At 55.5% G+C, this 23,385-nt stretch carries 20 protein-coding genes and 1 pseudogene; 1 reads left to right on the top strand and 20 read right to left on the bottom strand.

What is annotated here, in order from left to right:
* Window positions 1–3 precede the first annotated feature (3 nt).
* Both leuS and glpK read right to left on the bottom strand, forming a co-directional pair.
* Complete coding sequence (gene leuS, locus L0H14_RS01765; RefSeq protein WP_301416535.1) at window positions 4–2,496, bottom strand: leucine--tRNA ligase; 2,493 nt, start codon at window positions 2,494–2,496, stop codon at window positions 4–6.
* A gap of 55 nt (window positions 2,497–2,551) precedes the next feature.
* Window positions 2,552–4,084 (bottom strand): glycerol kinase GlpK, encoded by a 1,533-nt coding sequence (glpK, locus tag L0H14_RS01770; protein ID WP_301416537.1) that lies wholly within the window; start codon window positions 4,082–4,084, stop codon window positions 2,552–2,554.
* Between the two features lie 139 nt (window positions 4,085–4,223).
* Between glpK and L0H14_RS01775 the strand changes: the two genes are divergently transcribed.
* A complete protein-coding gene (locus L0H14_RS01775; protein ID WP_301421336.1) occupies window positions 4,224–5,117 on the top strand; it encodes an alpha/beta fold hydrolase in 894 nt (297 codons plus the stop codon).
* Here L0H14_RS01775 and L0H14_RS01780 read toward each other — a convergent pair.
* From L0H14_RS01780 to L0H14_RS01865, 18 genes and pseudogenes are all read right to left on the bottom strand, one after another.
* Window positions 5,114–7,198 (bottom strand): primosomal protein N', encoded by a 2,085-nt coding sequence (locus L0H14_RS01780; RefSeq protein WP_301416558.1) that lies wholly within the window; start codon window positions 7,196–7,198, stop codon window positions 5,114–5,116. The two genes, L0H14_RS01775 and L0H14_RS01780, sit on opposite strands and share 4 nt — an antisense overlap.
* 1 nt (window position 7,199) lies before the next feature.
* Window positions 7,200–8,405, bottom strand: a complete 1,206-nt coding sequence (metK, locus tag L0H14_RS01785) for a methionine adenosyltransferase (protein ID WP_301416601.1) — start codon at window positions 8,403–8,405, stop codon at window positions 7,200–7,202.
* A gap of 106 nt (window positions 8,406–8,511) precedes the next feature.
* Window positions 8,512–9,732, bottom strand: coding sequence for a bifunctional phosphopantothenoylcysteine decarboxylase/phosphopantothenate--cysteine ligase CoaBC (gene coaBC, locus L0H14_RS01790; protein WP_301416560.1), 1,221 nt, complete (start codon window positions 9,730–9,732; stop codon window positions 8,512–8,514).
* Window positions 9,733–9,760: 28 nt separating this feature from the next.
* Window positions 9,761–10,135, bottom strand: a complete 375-nt coding sequence (rpoZ, locus tag L0H14_RS01795) for a DNA-directed RNA polymerase subunit omega (RefSeq protein ID WP_301416562.1) — start codon at window positions 10,133–10,135, stop codon at window positions 9,761–9,763.
* 62 nt (window positions 10,136–10,197) lie between these two features.
* Window positions 10,198–10,806: a guanylate kinase gene (gene gmk, locus L0H14_RS01800; RefSeq protein WP_301416602.1), complete on the bottom strand. Its 609-nt coding sequence runs from the start codon at window positions 10,804–10,806 to the stop codon at window positions 10,198–10,200.
* A 134-nt stretch (window positions 10,807–10,940) separates the two neighbouring features.
* Window positions 10,941–11,255 carry an integration host factor, actinobacterial type gene (gene mihF / locus L0H14_RS01805; RefSeq protein ID WP_301416564.1) on the bottom strand — a complete coding sequence of 105 codons (315 nt, stop codon included), beginning with the start codon at window positions 11,253–11,255 and terminating at the stop codon, window positions 10,941–10,943.
* A 112-nt stretch (window positions 11,256–11,367) separates the two neighbouring features.
* Window positions 11,368–12,210: an orotidine-5'-phosphate decarboxylase gene (pyrF, locus tag L0H14_RS01810; RefSeq protein ID WP_301416566.1), complete on the bottom strand. Its 843-nt coding sequence runs from the start codon at window positions 12,208–12,210 to the stop codon at window positions 11,368–11,370.
* A 7-nt stretch (window positions 12,211–12,217) separates the two neighbouring features.
* The gene (gene carB / locus L0H14_RS01815; protein WP_301416568.1) at window positions 12,218–15,526 is read right to left on the bottom strand and encodes a carbamoyl-phosphate synthase large subunit; all 3,309 of its coding nucleotides are present in this window, start codon (window positions 15,524–15,526) and stop codon (window positions 12,218–12,220) included.
* 19 nt (window positions 15,527–15,545) lie between these two features.
* Window positions 15,546–16,670 carry a carbamoyl phosphate synthase small subunit gene (locus tag L0H14_RS01820; RefSeq protein ID WP_301416570.1) on the bottom strand — a complete coding sequence of 375 codons (1,125 nt, stop codon included), beginning with the start codon at window positions 16,668–16,670 and terminating at the stop codon, window positions 15,546–15,548.
* Window positions 16,667–17,176, bottom strand: coding sequence for a hypothetical protein (locus L0H14_RS01825; protein ID WP_301416571.1), 510 nt, complete (start codon window positions 17,174–17,176; stop codon window positions 16,667–16,669). Before L0H14_RS01825 ends, L0H14_RS01820 begins: the two co-directional genes overlap by 4 nt.
* A gap of 16 nt (window positions 17,177–17,192) precedes the next feature.
* Window positions 17,193–18,521: a dihydroorotase gene (locus L0H14_RS01830; RefSeq protein ID WP_301416573.1), complete on the bottom strand. Its 1,329-nt coding sequence runs from the start codon at window positions 18,519–18,521 to the stop codon at window positions 17,193–17,195.
* An 11-nt stretch (window positions 18,522–18,532) separates the two neighbouring features.
* Window positions 18,533–19,483 carry an aspartate carbamoyltransferase catalytic subunit gene (locus L0H14_RS01835; protein ID WP_301416575.1) on the bottom strand — a complete coding sequence of 317 codons (951 nt, stop codon included), beginning with the start codon at window positions 19,481–19,483 and terminating at the stop codon, window positions 18,533–18,535.
* A complete protein-coding gene (gene pyrR / locus L0H14_RS01840) occupies window positions 19,483–20,064 on the bottom strand; it encodes a bifunctional pyr operon transcriptional regulator/uracil phosphoribosyltransferase PyrR (RefSeq protein ID WP_301416604.1) in 582 nt (193 codons plus the stop codon). Before pyrR ends, L0H14_RS01835 begins: the two co-directional genes overlap by 1 nt.
* 121 nt (window positions 20,065–20,185) lie before the next feature.
* On the bottom strand, window positions 20,186–20,596 hold the full coding sequence (gene nusB, locus L0H14_RS01845) for a transcription antitermination factor NusB (RefSeq protein WP_301416606.1): 411 nt from the start codon (window positions 20,594–20,596) through the stop codon (window positions 20,186–20,188).
* A gap of 56 nt (window positions 20,597–20,652) precedes the next feature.
* A complete protein-coding gene (gene efp, locus L0H14_RS01850; protein ID WP_301421339.1) occupies window positions 20,653–21,216 on the bottom strand; it encodes an elongation factor P in 564 nt (187 codons plus the stop codon).
* A 121-nt stretch (window positions 21,217–21,337) separates the two neighbouring features.
* The gene (gene aroB, locus L0H14_RS01855) at window positions 21,338–22,462 is read right to left on the bottom strand and encodes a 3-dehydroquinate synthase (protein WP_301416610.1); all 1,125 of its coding nucleotides are present in this window, start codon (window positions 22,460–22,462) and stop codon (window positions 21,338–21,340) included.
* A gap of 51 nt (window positions 22,463–22,513) precedes the next feature.
* Window positions 22,514–23,002, bottom strand: a pseudogene (locus L0H14_RS01860) (shikimate kinase); the annotation flags it as partial.
* A gap of 2 nt (window positions 23,003–23,004) precedes the next feature.
* Window positions 23,005–23,385, bottom strand: a 381-nt coding sequence (locus L0H14_RS01865; protein ID WP_301421337.1) for a chorismate synthase, incomplete at its 5' end; no start/stop codon positions are given.

Here is a 23,385-nt window from a genome sequence, read left to right on the forward strand (position 1 = left end):
CGATTAGCCAACTACGAAGTTGACGAGTTTGCCTTTGACCACAATGACTTTTCGGATCTCTTTGTCGCCAATGGAACGCTGGACATTCTCCGAGTCGCGGGCGACTTTTTCGAGGTCTTGATCCGAAATATCAGCGGGCACTTCAAAACGGTCTCGCAGTTTGCCCTGTACCTGGGCTATGACGGTGATCTTGTCTTCAACGAGCAACGATTCATCAACAGTCAACCAAGCCGAACGGGATACTGACGGCTTGTGTCCAAGTAGCGCCCACATATCTTCGGCTGTATACGGGGCGACCAGGGACAGCAGCTGTGCGATTACCTCAACGGCTTCACGTACTGCTGGACTGCCGGCACCTGCACCATTGTCGACCTCTTTACGTGTGGCGTTGACCAATTCCATGGTGCGAGCCACAACCACATTGAATTTTTGATCGTCAAGCAGTGATTCTGCTTCATGCACGACTTTATGGGTAATCTGACGCAGCGCCGAGTCCCCACCGGAAGGATCCGTTCCAGGCGTTGAACCCGATAAGTGTACGTCTTGGGCAAGCCTCCAGGCACGGGCTAAGAATTTGAGCGACGCGGCTGGTGACACATCGGCCCAGTCCACGTCATCTTCTGGAGGAGAAGCAAACACCATGGTCAGACGGATCGCATCAACGCCGAAGGCATCGAGTTGTTCACCGAGTGCTACACCGTTGCCTAAGGATTTTGACATCGCTTTGCCACCATTGAGGACCTGTCCCTGATTGAGCAGGCGGGTGAATGGTTCGGTAAAGCTCACCAAATCCATGTCGTAGAGCGCTTTGGTAAAGAAGCGTGAATATAACAGGTGCAAGATGGCATGCTCAACGCCACCGACGTACTGGTCGACTGGCCCCCAGCGGTCAAGTTTGTCGCGATCCCAGATCTCTTCGGAATTATTCGCCGATACGAAACGCATGTAGTACCAGGACGAGTCGACAAACGTATCCATCGTGTCGGTATCGCGCTGAGCCGGTCCATTACAGGTTGGGCACGATACATTGACCCAGTCTTCAGCGGCTTCAAGGGGGGACTTACCCTTGGGAGCTAGCTGCTGTCCATGTAAGTTTTTGGGCAGCTCGACAGGAAGTTGATCTTGTGGAACAGGCACTTCACCGCAGGTATCGCAGTGAATAATCGGGATGGGTGCACCCCAGAACCGCTGACGGGACAACAACCAGTCGCGTAAACGGTAGTTCACGGATTTAAAGCCTGTGCCCCTAACGTCCAACAGCTCGATTGCTTTATCGATGGCAGCCTGGCCGGTGAGACCATCGAGCTCGCCGGAGTTGATATTGGCACCGGTACCGGTTGTGGCATCTCCGGTGTCTTCTGGATTGTCTTCGCCGGTATCTACCACTGTTCGAACGGGCAGGTCCATTGCGCGAGCGAAGTCCATATCTCGCTGATCGTGTGCGGGCACAGCCATGATGGCCCCGGTGCCGTAATCCGACAGGACATAATCTGATGCCCAAACAGGGACTCGTTCGCCCGAGAGCGGGTTGATTCCGTAACGTCCCAAAAACACTCCGGTCTTTGGTCGGTCAGTCGACTGACGGTCAATATCTGAGACGTGTTTTAAATCGTCACGGTAGGTCTTGAGAGCTGCAGCCTGTTCTTCGGTAACGAGTTCTTCTGCAAGTTCTGCATCGGCAGCGACCACCATGAAGGTGGCGCCGTAGAGGGTGTCAGGGCGGGTCGTGTAGACCTCAATGGCCGGTCCGTCTTCAATGGCAAACGTAACGGTTGCACCGGTGGATTTACCGATCCAATTGCGCTGCATATTCAGGACGCGCTCTGGCCATTTCCCTTCCAGAGCGTCCATATCCTGTAAAAGTCGCTCGGCGTAGTCCGTGATCTTAAAATACCACTGCTCCAGGGCCTTCTTTGTCACCTCAGTGCCACAGCGTTCACAAGCGCCATCGACCACTTGCTCATTCGCCAGCACGGTTTGGTCTTTAGGACACCAGTTAACCGGCGAATTTTTTCGGTATGTCAGCCCGCGTTCGTAAAATTTCAAAAAGAGCCACTGGGTCCAGCGGTAATATTCTGGATCCGAGGTGTGCAGGACCGTATCCCAGTCTACGGAAATCGCATAGCGCTCAAATGATGATCGCTGGGTCGCAATATTCTCGTAGGTCCATTCGGCCGGATGCGCGTCTCGAGCGATCGCAGCATTCTCGGCAGGCAGACCAAAGGAGTCCCACCCAATCGGGTGAAGAACATCGTAACCGCGCAGCATCCAGTAGCGAGAGACCACATCGCCCATCGCAAAGGCTTCAGCGTGCCCCATGTGAAGATCACCGGACGGATATGGGAACATATCGAGCACATATTTCCGCGGCCGTTGACCGTCGTCTGCGGCTTGGAATACCTTGTTGTTTTCCCAATAGCCGGCCCAGCGCTGCTCAATGGCAGAAAATGAATACTCTTCGCGCCCGGTATCGGCCTGATTCGATGTGTTCGTCACGTTGTCCTGTCTACAGTTTCTACGAGAAGGTCAGATCTAGTGTCAGTCTAATATTCTAGCTGGTCTCATCAACCGGCCAGCCAATCGTGTGGTCGATTGCCGCACGCCAGCCTCGGACGAGACGACTCCGTTTTGTTGGGACGATCTGCGGATACCATACCCCACCGGATTGCCACAGTTCGCGCAGTTGCGCAGTGTTCTGCCATACCCCAATGCCGAGTCCCGCTGCATAGGCGGCACCGCGGGCGGTGGTCTCGATGTCAGCGCTACGTTCGACGACGACGTCTAAAATATCGGACTGAAACTGCATCAACTGGTCATTGGTGGTCATCCCACCGTCAACGTTGAGGCGCTGCAGCTGCTGCCCTGTATCAGTCTCTACTGCTTTCACCACGTCAAGAGTTTGGTAAGCGGTGGCGTCTAATGCAGCCCGGGCAATATGACCGGACGTAGCATAACTGGTGAGCCCAATGATCGTCCCCGAGGCATCGGAGCGCCACCATGGCGCAAAGAGCCCAGAAAATGCCGGTACGAAATACACGCCACCATGGTCCTCGACGCTGTTGGCGAGTGCTTCGATGTCTTTTGAACTGCGAATGATTCCTAATTGGTCTCGTAACCATTGGACCACCGAGCCCGCCTGAGCGATGGAGCCTTCCAGGGCATAGACGGGGGGCTCGTTCGGCAACTGATATGCAACGGTGGTGAGTAAGCCGCTGGTAGAAACAACCGGTTCGGTGCCAGTGTTATATAACACGAAACATCCGGTGCCATAGGTGTTTTTGGCTTCGCCTGCAGCAAAGATTGTCTGACCAAAGCTTGCGGCCTGCTGGTCCCCCAGCACCCCGGTAATGGATATCCCCGCAATAGCTAGCCCGTTAGCTACCGTGCCGAAATGGTGGACCGATGGGTAGATGGTCGGTAGCGACGACTCTAATACTTTGGGGGCCAGGCCAAAGATCTCACCCAGCGCTAGATCCCACTGCCCGGTGTGAATATCCATTAGGGAGGTCCGCGAGGCGTTGGTGATGTCGGTGGCATGGACTGCTCCGCCGGTCAGGTTCCAGATAATCCAGGAGTCGATGGTGCCAAAGCGTAAACGTCCGCGTGTGGCTAGTCGTGCAGCGTCTTCATTGTGATGCAGTATCCAAGCCATCTTCGAAGCTGAAAAATACGCTGACAGGTTCAGCCCGGTAGCGTGTTGAACCGAAGCGTTATGGCCAGCAGAGATGAGCTGTTCAACCACAGAGTCGGTTCGCGCATCCTGCCAGACAATTGCGCGATGTACAGGCTGTGAGGTGTCGGCATCCCAGGCCACAACAGTCTCGCGTTGATTCGTGATGCCAATGGTGATGATATCGGCCGCGGTGAGCTGGGCACGAGCTAGCGACAGTGCAGCCAGTTCGCGGATGTTTGCCCAGATCTCGGCAGCGTCGTGTTCGACCCAACCAGGATGGGGAAAATACTGTTGATGTTCCCGCGCCACAATGGTCACGGCATTCCCGTCGGTGTCATACAGGGCAACACGGGTCGAAGTGGTCCCGAGGTCTAACGACATAATAATCTGGGCAGTTGAATTGGCAGCCATAGGCGTTACTTAACCACACCTGTGTAGCATCGGTCACGCGGTCGCCCGGGTGAGCCCGAGTTTTTATAGACTGGTAGGTATGACATTTGGCATTTGGCCGCGTTTGCGACCGCAGCATCTCGTTCGAGACAGGGCTCTATTGACAGGCAATTCGCAGCGGAATCCAGACCGCTTCGGTATCGAAGTCACCGACCCTGTCAGCGGCGCCCCATTCGAAGTGACGGTCTTTGGCTACCCTGGCCCACCCGACAGTCGACAACTTTTGGCGATCCACGGTTTTCGCGGTGATCATCATGGTTTAGAACTTGTGATCGATGGATTATCTAACTGCGGAGTATGGACACCAGACCTGCCAGGTTTTGGGGCATCACCCGCTATGCCCGATGCTGAGCACACGGTCGAGAACCTTGCTCATGTCGTCAACCAGCTGGCCCAACGGTTAGACGCCCCGGCACTGTTGGGGCATTCCTTTGGTTCAGTCATCGCTGCATACGCAGTCCATCAACGACCTTTCGCATATCGTCATCTGGTGCTCTTGAATCCCATCGCCCGACCCGCCCTAGCGGCACAGTCCAGGATGGATCGGGCAGCCACAGCTGTCACCAACAGTTTTTATCAGGTAGCAGCGACCCTGCCACCAACCATGGGCCGCCAGCTGCTGAGCAACCGATTGATTGTCTGGGCTACCGGTGCGTTTATGACAAAAACCGATGACCCACGCGTGCTGGCCTACACTCACGACCAGCATCAAGCATATTTCTCCGCTTTTGAATCTCCCGAGGTGTTGTTAGAGGCCTATCGAGCGTCAGTACAGCACACGGTCTCCGATGTTGCACAGTCACTCAAGTTGCCGGTGACCCTCATCGGAGGCGAAGCTGACGAGCTGTCCTCACCCGACGACATTTCGGCGCTCGCAGACCAAATCGGAATCGTCAATGACGACGTCGAGACACATATTCTGCCGCGTACCGGCCACCTGTTGCACTATGAACGCTCAGCGGCAGTTGCCGCACTCATTACGTGGCGTCTCTAGAGCACATCCGTCGGATCAATTCGCAGCCGGACTGCCGTTGACTCACCCCGAGCTGACAGCTGTGCGCGGGTCGTCTTTAACGTTGGAATCACTTGATCTGCGACATGCTGCGGGAAAAATAGCAGCGCGCGGTGTGCGCGGTCGTCCACGACAACCGGTCCAATCCACGGGGATTCATCCGACTGATACGGCAACGGGGTATGTCGCATCATGCGTTGGATTTCATCGAGTGGACCGAGCAGCTCGGCTACCCTCATTGCCGGCGGTAGGCCAAGTTGTTGACGCTGTGCCAATTGCCGGTTCGCCCAGGCGATCGGATTCATTTGCACCAGCGATGCCACTGCGTCATCGTATTCAGCGGTGACCACCACGACTCCCCCGTCAGTTGCAGGTCTCACAAGGGTTGCGGCCCGCATCCAGTGACCGAGCACCTCTTCAGGTACATTGAGCCCTTCACGTTGCAGCTGTGCATCGCCGTCCAGCAGCAGTGCAGCCGCATATCCACCAGGAGCCACAGGCTCTGCCCCCGGGGTTGAAATGACGATCGCGGGACGGTCTTCAATGGTCACCAGCAAATGATCTGCTGACGACGACATGATTGGGATCATCGGAAAGGCCCTACCCAGTTCATCAGCGGTGCGGTGCACTCCTCTAGCTCCGGCTCGCAGTTGATTAGATGCACACTGGGCGCATGCGAAGTGTCGCTCTTTGATACCGCACCACCGGCATGTGGCCTCGTGTTTCTGGACCGCTAGACGGTCCGTATAGCCCAGCGGCCCCACACAGTGTCTACACCGTGCAGACTCGCCACAGCGTGCACAGAACAGGCCTGGGATGAAGCCAGCACGTGCCACCTGAACGAGCACCGGCCCGGCCTGACCGTGTTTGCCTTCGAGTGCTTCACTTGCGGCTCGATGGGCGTTGTGTGGAATTCGAGCGATTTGTGCAAGGGGGTCGCGTTCGGCGTGAAATGTGTCGGATGTCGCAACGACGCGTGGTGCGAGGGCATTGCGAACACTGCGGTCGACTCCGATTTGGGTGATCTCACCGTTTGCGACGAGATGTTGGATCTCGATGGCACGCGATGTCGATGCGAGCAATAGGCGCGCCCCGTGTTGTGTGGCCCGCAGCCGAGCAACGGAGTGCACATGAAAATATGGGGTGCGCGGTTCGATGAGGTGGTCGCTGGTGGGTTCCCACACGGCGACCAGGTCGATGTGTTCCAGCGGGGCCCAGATAGCTGATCGTGTTCCGATAACGATGCGATGCTGTCCGGTCAGGATTTTCAGGAATGTCCGATACCTGGCAGTGTTACCTTGTTCTCCGCTCAGGAGGCCGAAACCGTGTTTCCCGACCCGTTCCTCGAGTTGACGTTGTAACCGGGAAAGGTGTTTGTGATCGGGCACGATAAGCAGACTTATTTGGCCGGCTGCTGCCAAGCGTTGTGCGGCGTCGGCTAGAACACCCATGCTGTCCCAGCTGCCGAATGCTGAGGGCAGGCTCAGTGCATAATGCTCGGCATGTCCGGGGCTAAAGAGTTGATCCGCACCATCGATCAGGTCCCACCGAAATTCAGGGCCAGAACTCTCCGTGAGCGCTACATCGCCGGGGGGTTCAATAACGGGTGGTTTCGGGATCCGTCCGTCATCACGTTGTTGGGCTATTTCACGTTCGACGCCGGCCATGCGGCGCGGTATGACGGCTCGCAGAACATCTGCGGTGATCGATCCGTAGTGTTTTGCGACCTCCTGTGCCAAGGCAAGGACGTTGGGTTCAAGGACCGGCATAACCGATACCACTTTTTGGATGGTAGTGAGGCGGGATGCCGTGTCAATGGTGTCGGTACGTTGGATAAGCCAACCAAAGAGTTGTTGGTGTCCGAACCGCACTTTGACTCGCACCCCGGGTCGGGCTGCCTCGTCGAGTTCCTTGGAAATAAGATAGTCGAAGAGCCTGTCCAGATGCGGAACCGGTGTTTCCAACAAAATTTTGGCCACCGGTTGTTCTGGCCAACCATCGGGTGCCGGCGGTAACTTGGCACGCGACTCTGGAAGGTCGAAGAGAGCATCTGTTTCCGGCACGTCACCAGCCTACAGCGGCACGCAGCTGGTCTACCTTATCTGTACGTTCCCAGGTAAAGTCCGGCAGTTCCCGGCCAAAGTGGCCGTTGGCGGCTGTCGCTTGATATATGGGACGCAGTAGTTGGAGATCTTGGACAATTGCAGCCGGGCGAAGGTCGAAGACGTCGTTGATTGCTTCGACAATGTTCTTGTGACTGGTTTTTTCGGTGCCAAATGTATCAACATACAACCCGACTGGACGCGCCTTACCGATCGCGTAGGCAACTTGTACTTCAGCACGATCGGCTAGGCCCGCTGCGACAATATTTTTGGCAACCCAACGGGTAGCGTAGGCCGCTGAACGATCCACCTTGGAGGGATCTTTTCCGGAAAAGGCGCCGCCACCGTGACGTGCCATGCCACCGTAGGTATCTACGATGATTTTTCGTCCGGTCAGGCCTGCGTCACCCACTGGCCCACCAATCACAAAGGGTCCCGAGGGATTGATGATGATGTCGGCGTAGGAGTAGTCCAGGCCAAAGTTCTTCAGCACAGGTTCGATAACGTGTGCTCTTAGATCTTCGTGAAGTTGCTCCTGCGTGACGTCAGCGACGTGCTGTGTCGATACCACTACGGTCTCTACACTTTGTGGCACGTGATGTTCGTCGTATCCGATGGTGACTTGCGTTTTACCGTCCGGCAACAGGTACGGCATCGGTGAGTTCGGCTGCTGACGCACATTGGTCAAGCGCTCAGACAAACGGTGGGCAAGATAAATCGGTGCTGGCATTAACGCCGGGGTCTCATTCGAGGCATAGCCGAACATCAGGCCTTGGTCACCGGCCCCCTGTTTGTCGATTTCGTCGACGGATCCATCACGAGTTTCGAGAGAAGTTGAAACACCATCATAGATATCAGTGGACTGCTGGCCAATGGACACGTTGACGCCACAGGTTGCCCCGTCAAAACCATTGGCCGAGGAGTCATAACCAATATCCAGGATGGTCTTGCGTACGATTTCAGGGATCTCCACATACGCCGACGTACTGACTTCACCGGCGACTTGGACCAGGCCGGTCGTCACCAGCGTTTCGACTGCAACTTTGGCGTTGGAGTCTTTTGCAATGATCGCGTCGAGGACAGCATCTGAAATTTGGTCGCAGATCTTGTCTGGGTGGCCGGCGGTCACGGATTCAGAGGTGAACAGGCGGAGCTCGCCATCGCCGATGCCGGCGTAGGGCTCGTACAAGGATGAAGTATTTTTAGCAGTCACAGTAGGAGAGTTTACCTGCTGTGCGGCTGAAGGGCTCACTGCGGTTCACGGATCGTAAACTTCAGGCCAGTGCGCCAGCGAGTTGGTTAATAATCTCTTCGGCAACGAGGTCTTTAGAACCTTGCACCGGCACATCATCGCTGCCATCAGCGAAGATGATGGTTGCATCGTTATCGTCTTGTCCAAAGACTTTGCCAATACCAACTTCGTTAACTACAAGAATTTCGCAACCCTTGCGCTGCAACTTGGAACGCCCATATTCCAGCGGGGTTGTTTCTGCGTCACCAGTTTCAGCAGCAAACCCAACGATGACGGGTGGGAGCGGCTGACCAGCATCTCGTTGTTCGACGGTGGTCCGTAGAACATCCTCGGTTTGTTCCAGCACGATGGTGGGCGCGGAGTTATCGTCTTGTTTTTTGATCTTTTCATCGGTTGCAGCTGCAGGACGGAAGTCAGCGACCGCTGCAGCCATAATCAGCCCATCTTTACCTTCAGCGTGGTGCAGCACTGCGTCCAGAAGATCTCGGGTCGATTCTATGGATACCACGGCAATATTTTGGTGTTGGGGTGGTGCAATATCCATGGCTCCGGCAATCAGTGTCACGTCGGCACCAGCGCGGGCAGCGGCCAGTGCTAGTGCAACGCCCTGTTTGCCAGAGGAACGATTACCGAGGTATCGCACTGGGTCCAGTGCTTCGCGGGTGCCTCCGGCACTGATGACGACGCGCTTGCCTTCCAGCTTTCCTTGCGAGGGTGTTTCGGTGAGCAGGGCCTTGGTCTGGGACCAAATGTCATCGGGCTCTGGAAAGCGTCCCTTGCCGGTATCAACCCCGGTCAAACGGCCGACAGCTGGCTCAATCACATGCACACCGCGGCCACGGAGCGTTGCGACATTTGCTTTGGTTGCCGCGTTTTCCCACATTTCTGTGTGCATCGCTGGTGCCATAACTACTGGCACGGTGGCCGTCAGTAAAATATTTCCGATCAGATCGTCGGCCAGCCCGGTGGCCGCTTTCGCCAGCGAATTGGCGGTTGCCGGTGCGATGATCACCAGATCGGCTTGACGCCCCTGGAGCACGTGGTTGACTTCTTCAACTGCTTCGAAGGTGTCGTTGTAGACCGGTTGCCCCGAGAGGGCTTCCCAGGTGGCTTTACCTACGAAGTTGAGTGCGGAGTTCGTGGGGACAACGTGGACCTCATGTCCATCTTCGGTCATGAGACGCAACAGCAGTGCGGCTTTATAAGCAGCGATGCCTCCGGTTACACCTAAAACGATCCGCATGATGCCCCCAATCGAGCTAAATGATGCTTTATTCGTCGGTTGAACCTGCGGCGTCTTCGTCTGGCAGTGCAAACGGATCGTCATCATTTGACGGGAGTTCGAAAGTCGGGAACTCTTCGTCCAGCTCCTCTGCAGCGGCGGCCCGTACCTCTTCGACAGGTTTCATTTCCAGCAAACCTGCATCGACTTCGCGCAGTGCGATCGACATTGCCTTTTCGTTGAGCTCGGTATCTACGAGTGGTCCGACATACTCAAAGAGGCCTTCGTGCAACTGGGAATAGTACGCATTGATTTGGCGTGCGCGCTGTGCTGCGAAGAGCACGAGCGCATATTTGGAGTCAACCTTTTCTAGCAATTCATCTAGGGGTGGGTTGACGATACCTTGGGTATTTTGTTCAGTCACTGACTCTCCAATTAGTCCCCCGTAGCGACCGGGGATCGTGGATGTAATGTTCTATGCCATGGCTACTGCTGTGCAGATAACTGCATGACTTCAACCAGCCTGGAAGAAGCTTGTCCAACTGTATCGTTGACAATCACGGCGTCAAACTCTGGTTCTGCAGCCAGCTCTAGTCTAGCGGTTTCCAACCTTCGCTGCTGCTCTTGTCTAGATTCGGTCCCCCGGCCAACGAGTCGTCGCACGAGTTCGTCCCAGCTGGGTGGCGCCAAGAAAATAAACGTTGCTTCCGGCATCGTCTGCCGAACCTGTCTTGCACCTTGTAAATCGATCTCCAACAGGACGTGCTGACCATTGCGAATAGCGGCTTCTACAGTGTCCCTGCGAGTCCCGTACTTGTTTAAGCCATGGACCTCAGCCCACTCCAACATTTTACCCTGTTTTATCAACTCATTGAACTGGGCATGGGTGAGAAATGAGTAATGCACCCCGTCAATCTCACCGGGCCTGGGCTGTCGCGTGGTAGCGGAAACGGATAAGGAAACTTGTGGGTAGTGTTCGCGAATATACTGACTCACTGTTCCCTTACCAACAGCAGTGGGGCCAGCCAAGACAGTCACGGCGGGGACAGTGCCAGAGTGCTCAGGCCGAAGGGTCAATTCTCGTGGCCCGGGAATGACCGGTGGCTTCTGATCTGACAAAATCATCCTCAGCTGGCTGGGTTCAATACGACTGCAATTCCGCTATGGAGTAGGGTACCCCAATAGTAGTGCATACCCAAAAGCGTGAGAACGTTTACGCAGAATTTCGCCTAGCGGCCAAGGGCTTGAATCAACGCTTTACGCTGTCGATGCCCCAAGCCTCGCAGGCGGCGATTCGGCGAAATGTCACATTGCTCCATGATGCCCTGCGCCCGGATTTCGCCGATACCCTTCAGCGACGTCAATAAGTCAATGGTACGCATACGGGCGACGGCATCATCGATATCACTACGCTCGAAAACCTCTGCCAGGGACAACGATCCGCTTGCAAACTCCGTTTTTACTTTAGCGCGCTCAGTCCGGGCATCAAGCGCCTTTTGTCGCGCAGCTTGTCGTTCGGCGGGTGTCAAATCTTTAAGGACCATTGGTTCTGCCTTTCGCACCCAACCCTACCTTGCAAAAGGTAAGGATAGTCACCCCCTGGGGGTGAGTGACTACTCCGTGTATTGACCTACATATAGCCTAGTGAAATGTAGTCTACTTCACATCCAGGTCTTTCCGGGAGTGCTCAATCGCAGCGTGAAGAGCCGGAATTTGTGGGCCCTGCCGCAAAATCGCTCGAGACGAGTTGACTAGGACGTTGCCCCAAGCTGGACCGAATCCTTCACGGATTTCTGCAGCCTGTGCTCCTTGAGAACCATAGCCCGGGGCCAGGATAGGTGCATTGGCCCTCGCCAGGTCGATATTCAGTGCTTTTGCAGCACCGGTCACCGTGGCACCTACAACCAAGCCGACCGATCCCAGTTGTCCAACACCGGCGTTGTCTTGTGACGCAGCATCTACGATACGTTTTGCAACGGACTTGCCATTCTCCGCGGCATGTTGAACAGTTGCACCCTCCGGATTTGAGGTCAAAGCCAGCACAAAAACTCCGCGATTATTCGCAAGTGCGAGGTCAATAGCGGGACGTAATGATTCGTATCCCAAGTACGCAGACAGTGTCACTGCATCGGCAGCCAAGGAGGAACCATCCGCCAGCCAGGCCTGAGCGTAACCGGCCATGGTCGAACCAATATCGCCACGTTTCGCATCGGCGATAGTGACAATATTTGCCTGTCGCGCTAACTCCAGCGTCTCTTCCAACACGGAAAAACCCGCTGACCCAAATCGCTCATACAGTGCGACTTGGGGTTTCAGAGCAGCAACACCGGTCGTCTCGGCTGCAGCCTCGACAATAGTTTTCGAAAACGTTGCGAGGCCTGCGGGATCGTTAGTCAGGCCCCAAGCTTGCAGTAATTCAGTATGCGGGTCGATACCCAAACACAATGGTCCATGCTGGACCATTGATTCGGCTAAACGTGCACCAAATGACTGTGACATTGTGGTCCTACCGTTGGCTTTCAACCACTGCGGCAAGACGGCGATCGTGTTCCTGCAGACTCGTGACATCCCAGGAGTACTCACGCTGGGCTTGTATCGCTTGCAGTGCAGTACCGAAGGCTGCCAGCGTGGTCACTATAGGTACACCAAGTGAATTCGCCGCAGCCCGGATCTCGTATCCGTCTCCGCGTGCTTCAGAACCAGATGGAGTGTTGACGACCAAATCGACTCTGCCATCTTCGAGTTGATCGAGAATGGTTTCTCCCGGTAGGTCGGCATCGCTCGTAATTTTATCGACGGTTTCGGTATCGATACCGTTACGCGCCAATACATCGGCGGTACCGCCAGTTGAGACCAGCTCAAAGCCCAACTCTGTCAACCGTTTGGCATGTGCGACAATGCCACGTTTATCGCGGTTTGCCACTGAGATGAAGACACGACCGTCGGTCGGAAGCTTGCCACCAACTGCATCCTGCGACTTAGCATATGCGGTGTCAAAGTACTTATCGATACCCATGACTTCTCCGGTCGAACGCATTTCTGGACCTAGCAGTGAGTCGACCACACGGCCTTCTGGAGTCCGGAACCGTGTGAAAGGCAGAACTGCTTCCTTGACTGCAATTGGCGCACCAAGTGGCAACGACCAACCGTCATGCGTTGCCGGCAGGTCACCGGTTTCACGAAGTTCTGCGATGGTTGACCCGACGCCAATTTTCGCAGCAGCTTTGGCTAAAGCAACGCCGGTTGCTTTAGACACAAATGGCACTGTACGAGATGCGCGGGGGTTGGCCTCAATAACGTAGAGAATATCAGCGGTCAAGGCGAACTGGATATTGATCAAACCACGAACCCCGACGCCTTGTGCAATGGATTCTGTCGCTTCACGAACCCGAGCCAGGACATCTGGTGCCAGCGTCGTTGGCGGCAACACACATGCGGAGTCGCCAGAGTGAACGCCGGCTTCTTCGATGTGTTCCATGATGCCGCCCATGAATAACTCGTGACCGTCATACAGTGCGTCCACATCGATTTCAATGGCGTCGTCTAAGAATCGATCAACGAGCACGGGATGTTCTGCCGTGATTTCGGCGGTAGCGTTTTTGATGTAGTTCGACAGCTGCTCTTCACCGTAGACAATCTCCATGCCACGACCACCCAATACATACGATGGGCGGACCAGCACTGGGTAACCGATTTCGTCGGCGATGGCTTTGGCATCTTCGAATGATACGGCGGTCCCATTTTTGGGCGCAGCGAGGTCTGCTTGCTGTAGCACCTGTGCGAATAACCCGCGGTGCTCTGCCAGGTCAATGGCCTCAGGGGAAGTACCGAGAATTGTGACTCCGGCATCCGCAAGATCCTGGGCCAATTTCAACGGTGTTTGGCCCCCCAGCTGAACAAAGACCCCTTCAACCGGGCCAGTTTGTTCTTCCGCATGGATAATCTCTAAGACGTCTTCTAAAGTCAGTGGCTCGAAATAAAGTCGATCTGACATATCGGAGTCTGTCGAAACAGTTTCGGGGTTGCAGTTAACCAACACGGTGTCGTAGCCAGCTTGTTGCATCGCCATGGTCGCGTGAACGCATGAGTAGTCGAATTCAACACCTTGACCGATACGGTTTGGACCGGAGCCCAGAATCACCACGGTACGGCGTTGGTGCTCTGCAACTTCGCTTTCTTGACCGTCATAGGACGAGTAATGGTAGGGGGCCTGGGCTATATGCTCACCGGCCGCTGTGTCAACAGATTTATAGACTGGACGAACGCCGAGGGCGTGTCGTACTCCGCGCACCACCGCTTCATCCATGTGGCGTAATTCACCGATCTGACGATCTGAGAATCCGTGACGCTTGGCACAACGAAGAAGATCTTTAGTGAGCTCCTTCGCGGTGCGGAGCTCGGTGGCCACCTCATTGATCAACATCAACTGGTCGATAAACCACGGATCGATTTGAGTCGTTGCGAAGATCTGCTCTGGCGTCGCGCCGCCCAGCAGGGCACGCTGAACCTGTCCCAGTCGCGAGGTTGTCGCTGTTTTGGAGGCTTCCAATAGTTCGGCAACTTCGGCACCGTTTGGCACGGTGAAGTCCAGTTCCGCATCGTTGTCTTGTTCGAGAGAACGCAGCGCTTTTTGCAGTGCTTCAGCGAAGTTTCGTCCCATGGACATCACTTCGCCTACGGCCTTCATGGTGGTGGTCAGGGTCGCATCCGCTGCTGGGAATTTCTCAAAGGCAAAACGCGGGACTTTGACGGCTACGTAATCCAGTGCCGGCTCGAAGGCAGCGGTGGTGGTACCGGTGACGTCATTGGTGAGTTCATCCAGGGTGTAACCCAGCGAAAGTTTAGTGGCGATTTTCGCAATCGGGTAACCGGTGGCCTTGGAAGCCAGCGCTGACGAGCGTGATACACGCGGGTTCATTTCAATAACAATGATGCGGCCGTCTGATGGATCAACGGCAAACTGGATGTTACAGCCACCTGTTGCCACACCGACTTCTCGGATGATCTTGATCGAGATGTCACGCATCTTTTGGTATTCACGGTCAGTCAGTGTCACAGCAGGTGCAACAGTAATGGCATCCCCGGTGTGGACACCCACCGGATCAAAGTTTTCGATCGAGCACAATGCGATGACATTATCGGCGCTGTCGCGCATCATTTCGAATTCGTATTCTTTCCATCCCAGGATGGACTCTTCTAGCAAGACCTCTGAGGTTGGCGAATACTGCAGGCCGGCACCGGCGATGCGGTGCAGGTCAGCTTCGTCATAGGCCATACCGGAACCAAGACCGCCCATAGTAAACGATGGACGTACCACCATGGGATAACCGAGTTCATGGGCAGCGTCGAGTGCCTCGTCCATAGTGTTGACGATGACCGAGCGCGCCGACTCTGCACCGCAACGTTCGACAACGCCTTTAAACGCTTCTCGGTCTTCGCCCAATTCAATTGCCGCAATATTGGCACCGATCAGCTCGACACCATATTGTTCTAGTACGCCGCGCTCATCTAGTTGAATCGCAGTGTTCAACGCAGTCTGACCCCCCAGAGTGGGCAAAATGGCATCGGGGCGTTCAGCCGCAATAATTTTTTCGACAACGTCGGCGGTGATGGGTTCGACGTAGGTCGCATCGGCCATTTCGGGGTCAGTCATAATCGTGGCCGGGTTGGAATTGACCAACACCACTCGAATGCCTTCCGCTTTGAGCACTCGGATGGCTTGGGTTCCTGAATAATCGAATTCGGCAGCTTGGCCGATAACAATCGGACCGGAACCGATGACTAATACGGATGTGAGATCTGTGCGTTTTGGCATGGTCTGGAATTCCTTCGTCTTACTCGCCGGTGGCCATCAGGGTTGCGAATCGGTCAAACACCGTGTGTGGCTCATCAGTTTCTAGTGCCGAGTTTTCTGGGTAGTACTGCACGGTGACAACAGGGAGGTCGGTCAGTTCCAAAGATTCGACCGAATTGTCGTTGAGGCTGTACTGGGTAACGGTGACTTGCCCGTAGTCGGCGTGGGGCGCCGCGTGAGTGCCCTGTTCGGCCTGCAGCGCATATGCATGGTTTTGAGAGGTGATGAGGCTCTGGCCCGAAGCGACGTCATAGACCGGCTGGTTTGGACCTCGTTGAGCCTGCGGCAGCAAGTAGGTTTCAAAACCTAGAGCCAATCCGATCAGTTGATGACCCAGACCAATGCCTAACAGTGGGGTTTTCGCATTGAGCAAGGCCTGAGCAAGGCCAATATGGTCCGCCAAGTCTGCAGGGTTGCCCGGCCCAGAGGAGAGGACGACCCCGTCAACACCAGCTGCAGCGATATCGGCTGCGGTGGTGGAGGCTGGCATGACCTGTACGGTGTTGCCACGTTCTACCAACTGGTTGATCGTTGCCTGACGAACACCGAGGTCAATGAGCGCCACGGTGGCTTGAGCGTTGTCCGCTTCGACAGCATAGGTCTTGTGAGTCGAGACAGTGTCCACCAGCGTTGCTGCCGTGGGTTGAGTCCAGTCTCGAACCTTGGCGATAAGGGTTTCGTCCGAGTCTGCGGCGTCCTCACCGGCAAAAATTCCGGCGGTAACTTGTCCCATCGCCGCGATGTGTCGAGTCAGAGCGCGGGTGTCGACACTGGCGACACCCACAACGTTGGCTTCGGTTAGGACCTCGTTGAGGTCACGTTCGGCCTGCCAATTCGATCGGATGCGGGCTGGATCGCGAACGACGACGCCACCGGGCCAGTAGTGTTCTGATTCGGCATCGCCGGCGTTGACACCGACGTTACCAATGTGAGGGAAAGTAAACACCATGATGGTGGCAGCATTGGAGGGGTTCGTGAGGCTGTGCTGGTATCCGGTCATGGTGGTGTCGAAAACCAGTTGGCCAAATACGCTGCCGGTTGCGGCGTAGGTGGTCCCGGCGTAGATGGTGCCATCCGCCAGGACAAGTTTGGCTGATGTGCTCATGCTGTCTGCCTTCCGTTGGTGAGGATATCAAGTTGTGTGCGAAGTTCTTGGTGCTCCGCGATAGTTCCGGCGCGGAAACCGGTGGTGACGTCGACTTCACCGAGGTTCCAGGTGATGGCCAAGATGCCATCTTTTTCGACAAATTTTCCGGCCATCCCAGAGATGGTGGTGGCACCGGTAATGTCGTGTACGGGAATGAAAAAGTTCGGCTCTCCGGCGCGGAGCACGGCCACTCCGGTCTTGTGCACTTCGACCTGTGCTCGGCCGCGATTCCCCATATGGTGGGCCGTAACTCGCTCGAGAAGTTCTTGGCCGAGTACGGTCGTAACGTACGTGCCTTCGGCTGCGCCCATGGGCTGCTGAGTCAGCAAGGTTTCTGGCACGTCAGCTGGTACAGGGATGTACTGTTGCCGTTTCGTGCGGTTCCGGAAACCAACGATAATACCGACGACGATCCCTGCAATGAGGATTGCGCTCAGCGTTACGGTGAATGTTGTCTCGTCCAAGTGTGGGGATCTTTCCTTATCGGCTGTGTTGAAATGGTGTGGTCACGCGTGCATCAGCTACGACCTGATGTCCACGATAGAACACGTCGGTAACTTGGCCTGATAATTCCATGTTTTTATAGGGTGAGTTTGCTGACTTTGAATCGTGTTCTGTCGGGTTGACCACGAACTTATGTGACGGGTCGTAGACGGCGATATTCGCCACAGCTCCCTGGACCAGCCCGCCGGTGTCGGTCAGCTGCCCCTGATCCGTATGGCGATAGATGCGTGAAGGATTGGCCGACATCACGCGGGCGACGTCGTGCCAACCGATCAAACCGGTATCGACCATGGTGTGTTGGATGACTGGTAATGCGGTTTCCAATCCGGTCATCCCCATCGCCGCCACAACCCATTCACACTGTTTGGTTTCTTCAGTGTGCGGGGCATGGTCGGTGCCCACCGTGTCAATGGTGCCATCAGCCAGGCCTCGCCGCAGTGCAAGCACATCGGAGTCTTTTCTCAGCGGTGGGTTGACCTTATATACGGGGTCGTAGGTTTTGACATAGTCTTCGGTCAGTAACAGGTGATGCGGGGTGACTTCTGCGGTCACGTTGATGCCTTGTGATTTTGCCCAGCGAATCAGTTCTACTGAGCCAGCTGTCGAGACATGGCAGATGTGTACCCGCGAGTCCACGTGCTGTGCGAGCAGAACGTCTCGGGCAATGATAGATTCTTCAGCAACGGCCGGCCAGCCTGTGAGGCCAAGTTCCGAAGACAGCGCCGATTCATTCATCTGGGCGCCTTCGGTCAAACGGGGTTCCTGTGCGTGTTGGGCGATAAACCCGTCAAAAGATTTCACATATTCCAGTGCACGTCGCATCAACACCGGGTCCCAGACGCAGATCCCGTCGTCGGAGAACATCGTCACGTTGGCTGCGGAGTCATGCATGGCGGATAATTCGGCTAGTCGTTCGCCAGCCAATCCCACTGTCACCGCTCCCACCGGATGAACATCAGTCCAGCCGGCCTGTTTGCCAAGGCTAAAAACCTGTTCAACCACGCCGGCGGTATCGGCTACGGGATTCGAGTTCGCCATGGCGTGGACTGCGGTAAAGCCGCCTTTAGCCGCTGCTCTTGTGCCGCTTTCAACGGTTTCCGCATCATTATTGCCGGGTTCGCGTAGGTGGGTGTGCAGATCCACGAGGCCCGGCAGCACAATTTTGTTCGTCGCGTCGATGACGACGGACTCTTCTGCTCTAAGGTTTTGGCCAAGTTCAGCAATAACGCCGTCTGAGTCGATGGCAATATCTGTTTGGACGCCGTCTGGGGTGGTGCCACCCGTGATGAGGTAGGTGATGGTCATAGTGTGGCCTTTCATTGCCCTGGTTGACCTGCAAGCAACAGGTAGAGGACTGCCATACGCACGGATACGCCGTTGGCAACTTGTTCAAGTGCGGTATTTTGTGCGGAGTCGGCAGCAGCCGCGGAGATTTCCAGCCCGCGATTCATCGGTCCGGGGTGCATAATGAGCGTGCCTGCGCCCTCAATGGTCTTGTACCGATCATTGGTGAGTCCCCAACCGCGCGTGTATTCGGCAGCAGAGGGGAAGAAGTCCCCTGACATCCGCTCGGCTTGAACGCGCAACATCATGATCGCATCGGGCTGCTGTGTCAGAAGGGCGTCCAGGTCGTAGTTGATCTCAACCGGCCATGTGGTGACACCGACGGGCATCAGCGTTGGTGGCCCAGATAGGGTGACCTTGGCGCCGAGTGTATGCAGCAACCAAACATTTGAGCGGGCGACTCTCGAGTGCAAAATATCGCCAACAATCACCACGTGGAGCCCGTTGAGGTCTTTACCCGACGCCTGCAGGCCGTGTAACCGGTGACGCAGTGTAAAGGCGTCTAGGAGGGCTTGCGTTGGGTGTTCATGCGTTCCGTCTCCGGCATTGATCACAGCGGACGATGACCATCCGAAGTTTGCCAGTTGCTGGGCGGCTCCAGAGGCCCAGTGTCGCATAACAATTGCATCACCGCCGATGGCCTCGAGTGTTTGGACGGTGTCTTTGAGGGACTCCCCCTTAGACACCGATGAGGTTTTGACGGCGAAGTTCAAGACATCGGCTGACAGTCGTTTGGCCGCAGCTTCAAATGAGGTCCGGGTCCTGGTGGAATCTTCAAAGAAGAGATTGACCACCGTCTGCCCGCGCAGAGTCGGCAGTTTTTTGATGGAGCGAGCTGAAACGGTTGCCATTTCTTGAGCAGTGTCGAGAATCGCCATGGCGTTGTCGTACGACAGATTTCGTGTCGCTAAGAGGTGGCGCATTAGTGCATCACATCCACGATTTGTACTTGGTCCGACGTATAGTCGTCGTCGCCACCGTCAATTTCTGCCAATTGCACCATCACACGTTCCGAGGATGCGGTCGGCAGGTTCTTCCCAACATAATCCGCGCGCAGCGGCAGTTGACGATGTCCGCGGTCTACGAGAACAGCTAACCGGACAGTCCGAGGACGGCCTATGTCGGCAAGTGCATCGAGTGCGGCTCGAATTGTTCGCCCGGAATACAGCACATCATCGACCAATACAACGACGGCGTTATCGATACCGGCCGGTGGGATGATGGTTGTCGCGGGAATCCGTGACTCGGCTCGTGCCAGATCGTCGCGGTAGAGCGTGATGTCGAGTTGACCGGTACGTTCCAGCACAACATATTCTGGCTCAATTTCTGCCAGTTTTTCTGCCAACCGGTTTGCCAGTGGGACGCCACGGCGCGGGATGCCAAGAAGCATAAGATGTTCAACACCGCGGTTGGCTTCTAGAATTTCATGGGCAATGCGAGTCAAGACCCGGTGTATATCGGACTCGGACATCACAGTGCGTGCTTTGCGCACGGGTTCTTGCACCACGATGATCTCCTTTCCCGCCTCACTGGACGGAGCATTAAAGGATCTGCGGGATGTGTGGTGTTCCCGTCAGTTTCACTGAACCCAACTGTAGCATCGGTTGGTCACTACGGGCGGTCAGTTACAGAAACAGCGTCGGTTTAAGTTCTTGGAGTCGGCCTAGCACGCCGTTGACATAAGTTGGTGAGTCATCGTTGGAATACTCACGAGCCATGTTTACGGCTTCATTGACGGCAGCGCCGTCAGGCACTTCCTCGTTGAACAGCAATTCCCAGGCGCCCAATCGCAGGATGGACTTGTCCATCGGTAGCATGCGTTCCATGGTCCAACCGTGGGCATACTGAGCGAGGAGTTCATCAATTTGTTCTTGATGGGTAATCACCCCGTCAAGAATGTTCGTAGTGTAGGGATTGATGGTTTGTTCAGTGTAATCGCGTCGACGCTGCAGGGCCTCGAGCGGTGGGGTGTTGCGATGTTCGGCTTCGAACAGGATTTCTAGAGCACGACGACGCGCCCTTCCTCGGGAGCCGATCTTTCGTGACTGATCTTTTTGATTCTTAGACAATGTGGTGATGCTCCGTGCCAGCGTTATTCTGTCGCCCGGCCTTGGTATTCACCATTACGGGTGTCTACTTTAACCTTGGTTCCAACTTCCATGAACAGCGGTACCTGAATTTCGTACCCGGTTTCCAGCGTTGCTGGCTTTGTACCGCCCGATGAGCGGTCGCCCTGCAGACCAGGCTCGGTGTATGTGATTTCTAGAACCACCGATGGCGGAAGTTCGAGATACAGTGGCGTACCGTCTGAAATAGCAATCTGCGCTTTGTCGTTTTCGAGCAAGAAGTTCGCGGCATCGCCAACGACGTTTGCTGGCACCATGATCTGGTCAAAGGTGGTCAGATCCATGAAGACAAATTCATCGCCATCACGGTACAGGTACTGGTACTCCGAACGGTCTACGCTGGCAAATTCGAGTTTAGCGCCGGCGTTCCATGTCCGGTCGACGATTTTATTCGAGGTCAGGTTTTTGATTTTGGTGCGGACGAATGCCCCACCTTTACCTGGTTTGACGTGCTGGAACTCTTGGACCTGCCACAGTTGGCCGTCGACGACGACAACCGAACCGTTTTTAATGTCGTTACTGGTGAGCATAACCATGAGGCGTATTCTCCGTTGAAGTTTTATGATAGGTACATATTCTGGCAGATTCCAGGCGCGGTCGCATAACTTGACCTTGGTCTAGTGTAGACCACGGCCGAAATTATGCGGTGATCTAGTCTGCGATTTCTTGGTAAGCCGCAAACAACAGTGACTCATCTGGCACGTCGTAGATGATCGGTGAACCTTGAGATTCGAGCAGGATGAAGCGGAGTTGCTCGCCGCGGTTCTTCTTGTCTCGACGAATACCGTCCAGCAGCGTCGCCCAGCGGTCGCCGTGATACGAAGTCGGAAGGCCTATACCTTCGAAGATGTTCTTGTGCCGTTCCACCGTCGCGTCGTCGAGACGTCCAACGGAACGAGCCAATTCTGCAGCAAAGACCATGCCTACAGCTACTGCAGCGCCGTGACGGTACTGGTACCGCTCTGCCAGTTCAATCGCGTGGCCCAGGGTGTGTCCGTAGTTCAGCATGTGCCGCTCGTTGGACTCTTTCAGGTCCTTTGTGACGACGTCCGCTTTGACTTGTACGGCGCGCTCTATGAGTTCTCGTAAGACTGGCGAGTGAGGATTCGTGACTTGGCTCTGATGTTCTTCAATGAGGTCCAGAATGCGCCCGTCCGAGACGAAACCGCACTTGACCACTTCTGCCAGACCTGAAATGATCTCGTTTTTCGGCAGAGTGAGCAAAGTATCGAGATCTGCTAGGACCCCTGCGGGTGGGTGGAATGACCCCACGAGGTTTTTGCCTTCTGCTGTATTGATACCGGTTTTACCGCCGACTGCAGCATCCACCATACCTAATAACGTCGTGGGCATATGAACCACACGTACACCACGCAACCAGGTGGCTGCGACAAATCCGGCCAGGTCTGAAACTGCTCCCCCGCCAACCGACACAACGGCGTCGGAGCGGGTGAAATCACTTTGCCCTAAGACTTGCCAGCAGAACGAAGCGACTTCGATGTGTTTGCCCTCTTCCGAATCTGGGATCTCTACCAGAATGGCGTTATAGCCGGCTTCATCGAGTGCTGATTTCACCACGTCACCGGTGGCCCGCAACGCACGGGGCAGGATAATCGCTACGCGGTACGGATGGGGGCCCAGGATGGCCGGCAATTTGGACAATAATCCACGACCAATGACGACATCGTAGCCTCCGTTGATTTCATTTGCTCCTCCGCCGGAGACGGGAATCACGGTGGGCTGGTCAGTGCTATCAGTTGTCGTGTTTTCAGGCATAGAGGTAATCGTTTTCCTTGACAAAAATTGTTGGTGTCCGTCGATAATCTTAGTAGCCACGTCATCTACGTCTAATCCGGTCGTGTCGATCACGTCGTGGGCTGTTGCTTGGAACAGGTCGAGTCGTGCGGTACGAATTCGTGACCAATTACGGGCCGGATCCCCCGCCAACACTGGCCGAGCGGAGGCATCGCCGAGCCGTTCTAATGCCTGTTCTTCGCTAACGTCTAAAAATACAACGTACCCACGGCCGCGAATAATTTCGCGATTAGCACTCCGAAGTACCGCGCCTCCACCCAGCGACAGCACCCCGAGATCTGTCGTATCTACGACTTCCGCGATGATGTCCTGCTCTGCGTCGCGAAACGCCGGTTCCCCATGGGCCGTGAAGTATGTGCCAATTACGCCGTGACGTTCGACGAATAGCGCATCGGTATCGGTGTACAAAGCGCTCAGTCGTTGTGCTAGATGTTGCCCCACGATGGACTTACCAGAACCCATGGGACCGATCAGAATGATCGGAGTTGACTGGTCAGACATGGTTATAACGGGTCACCCATATCGTCGTGAGTTGCTACGTCTTCGGCAGGTTCAGGCACGGGTTTCAGGGCACCGATGAAGGCCTGCATATTGCGGCGAGTTTCTTCAACAGAATCGCCCCCGAATTTCTCCAGCACTTCTTCGGCGACGACGAGTGCGACCATGGCCTCGGCGACGACGCCGGACGCTGGAACAGCTGTTACATCAGAGCGCTGATGGTGCGCCTTGGTGGCATGACCGGTTGCAAGATCAACGGTTTGCAGCGCCCGCGGGACAGTAGCGATGGGCTTCATTGCAACGCGCACGCGGATTGGTTCACCGGTGGACATCCCGGCTTCAATACCCCCGGAACGCTGGGTTGTTCGGGCTACTGAGCCATCAGA

This window comes from Yaniella sp., from assembly GCF_030453185.1.
Lineage (GTDB): Bacteria > Actinomycetota > Actinomycetes > Actinomycetales > Micrococcaceae > Yaniella.

Coding starts and splice junctions, on each gene's coding strand:
- mihF (WP_301416564.1), bottom strand. CDS start 11,255: ATGGTCCTTAAAGATTTGACACCCGCCGAACGACAAGCTGCGCGACAA.
- carB (WP_301416568.1), bottom strand. CDS start 15,526: ATGCCAAAACGCACAGATCTCACATCCGTATTAGTCATCGGTTCCGGT.
- L0H14_RS01830 (WP_301416573.1), bottom strand. CDS start 18,521: ATGACCATCACCTACCTCATCACGGGTGGCACCACCCCAGACGGCGTC.
- glpK (WP_301416537.1), bottom strand. CDS start 4,084: ATGGCTGCCAATTCAACTGCCCAGATTATTATGTCGTTAGACCTCGGG.
- efp (WP_301421339.1), bottom strand. CDS start 21,216: ATGCTCACCAGTAACGACATTAAAAACGGTTCGGTTGTCGTCGTCGAC.
- aroB (WP_301416610.1), bottom strand. CDS start 22,462: ATGCCTGAAAACACGACAACTGATAGCACTGACCAGCCCACCGTGATT.
- L0H14_RS01835 (WP_301416575.1), bottom strand. CDS start 19,483: ATGCGCCACCTCTTAGCGACACGAAATCTGTCGTACGACAACGCCATG.
- pyrF (WP_301416566.1), bottom strand. CDS start 12,210: ATGTCACAGTCATTTGGTGCACGTTTAGCCGAATCAATGGTCCAGCAT.
- coaBC (WP_301416560.1), bottom strand. CDS start 9,732: ATGCGGATCGTTTTAGGTGTAACCGGAGGCATCGCTGCTTATAAAGCC.
- L0H14_RS01820 (WP_301416570.1), bottom strand. CDS start 16,670: ATGAGCACATCAGCCAAACTTGTCCTGGCGGATGGCACCATCTACGCC.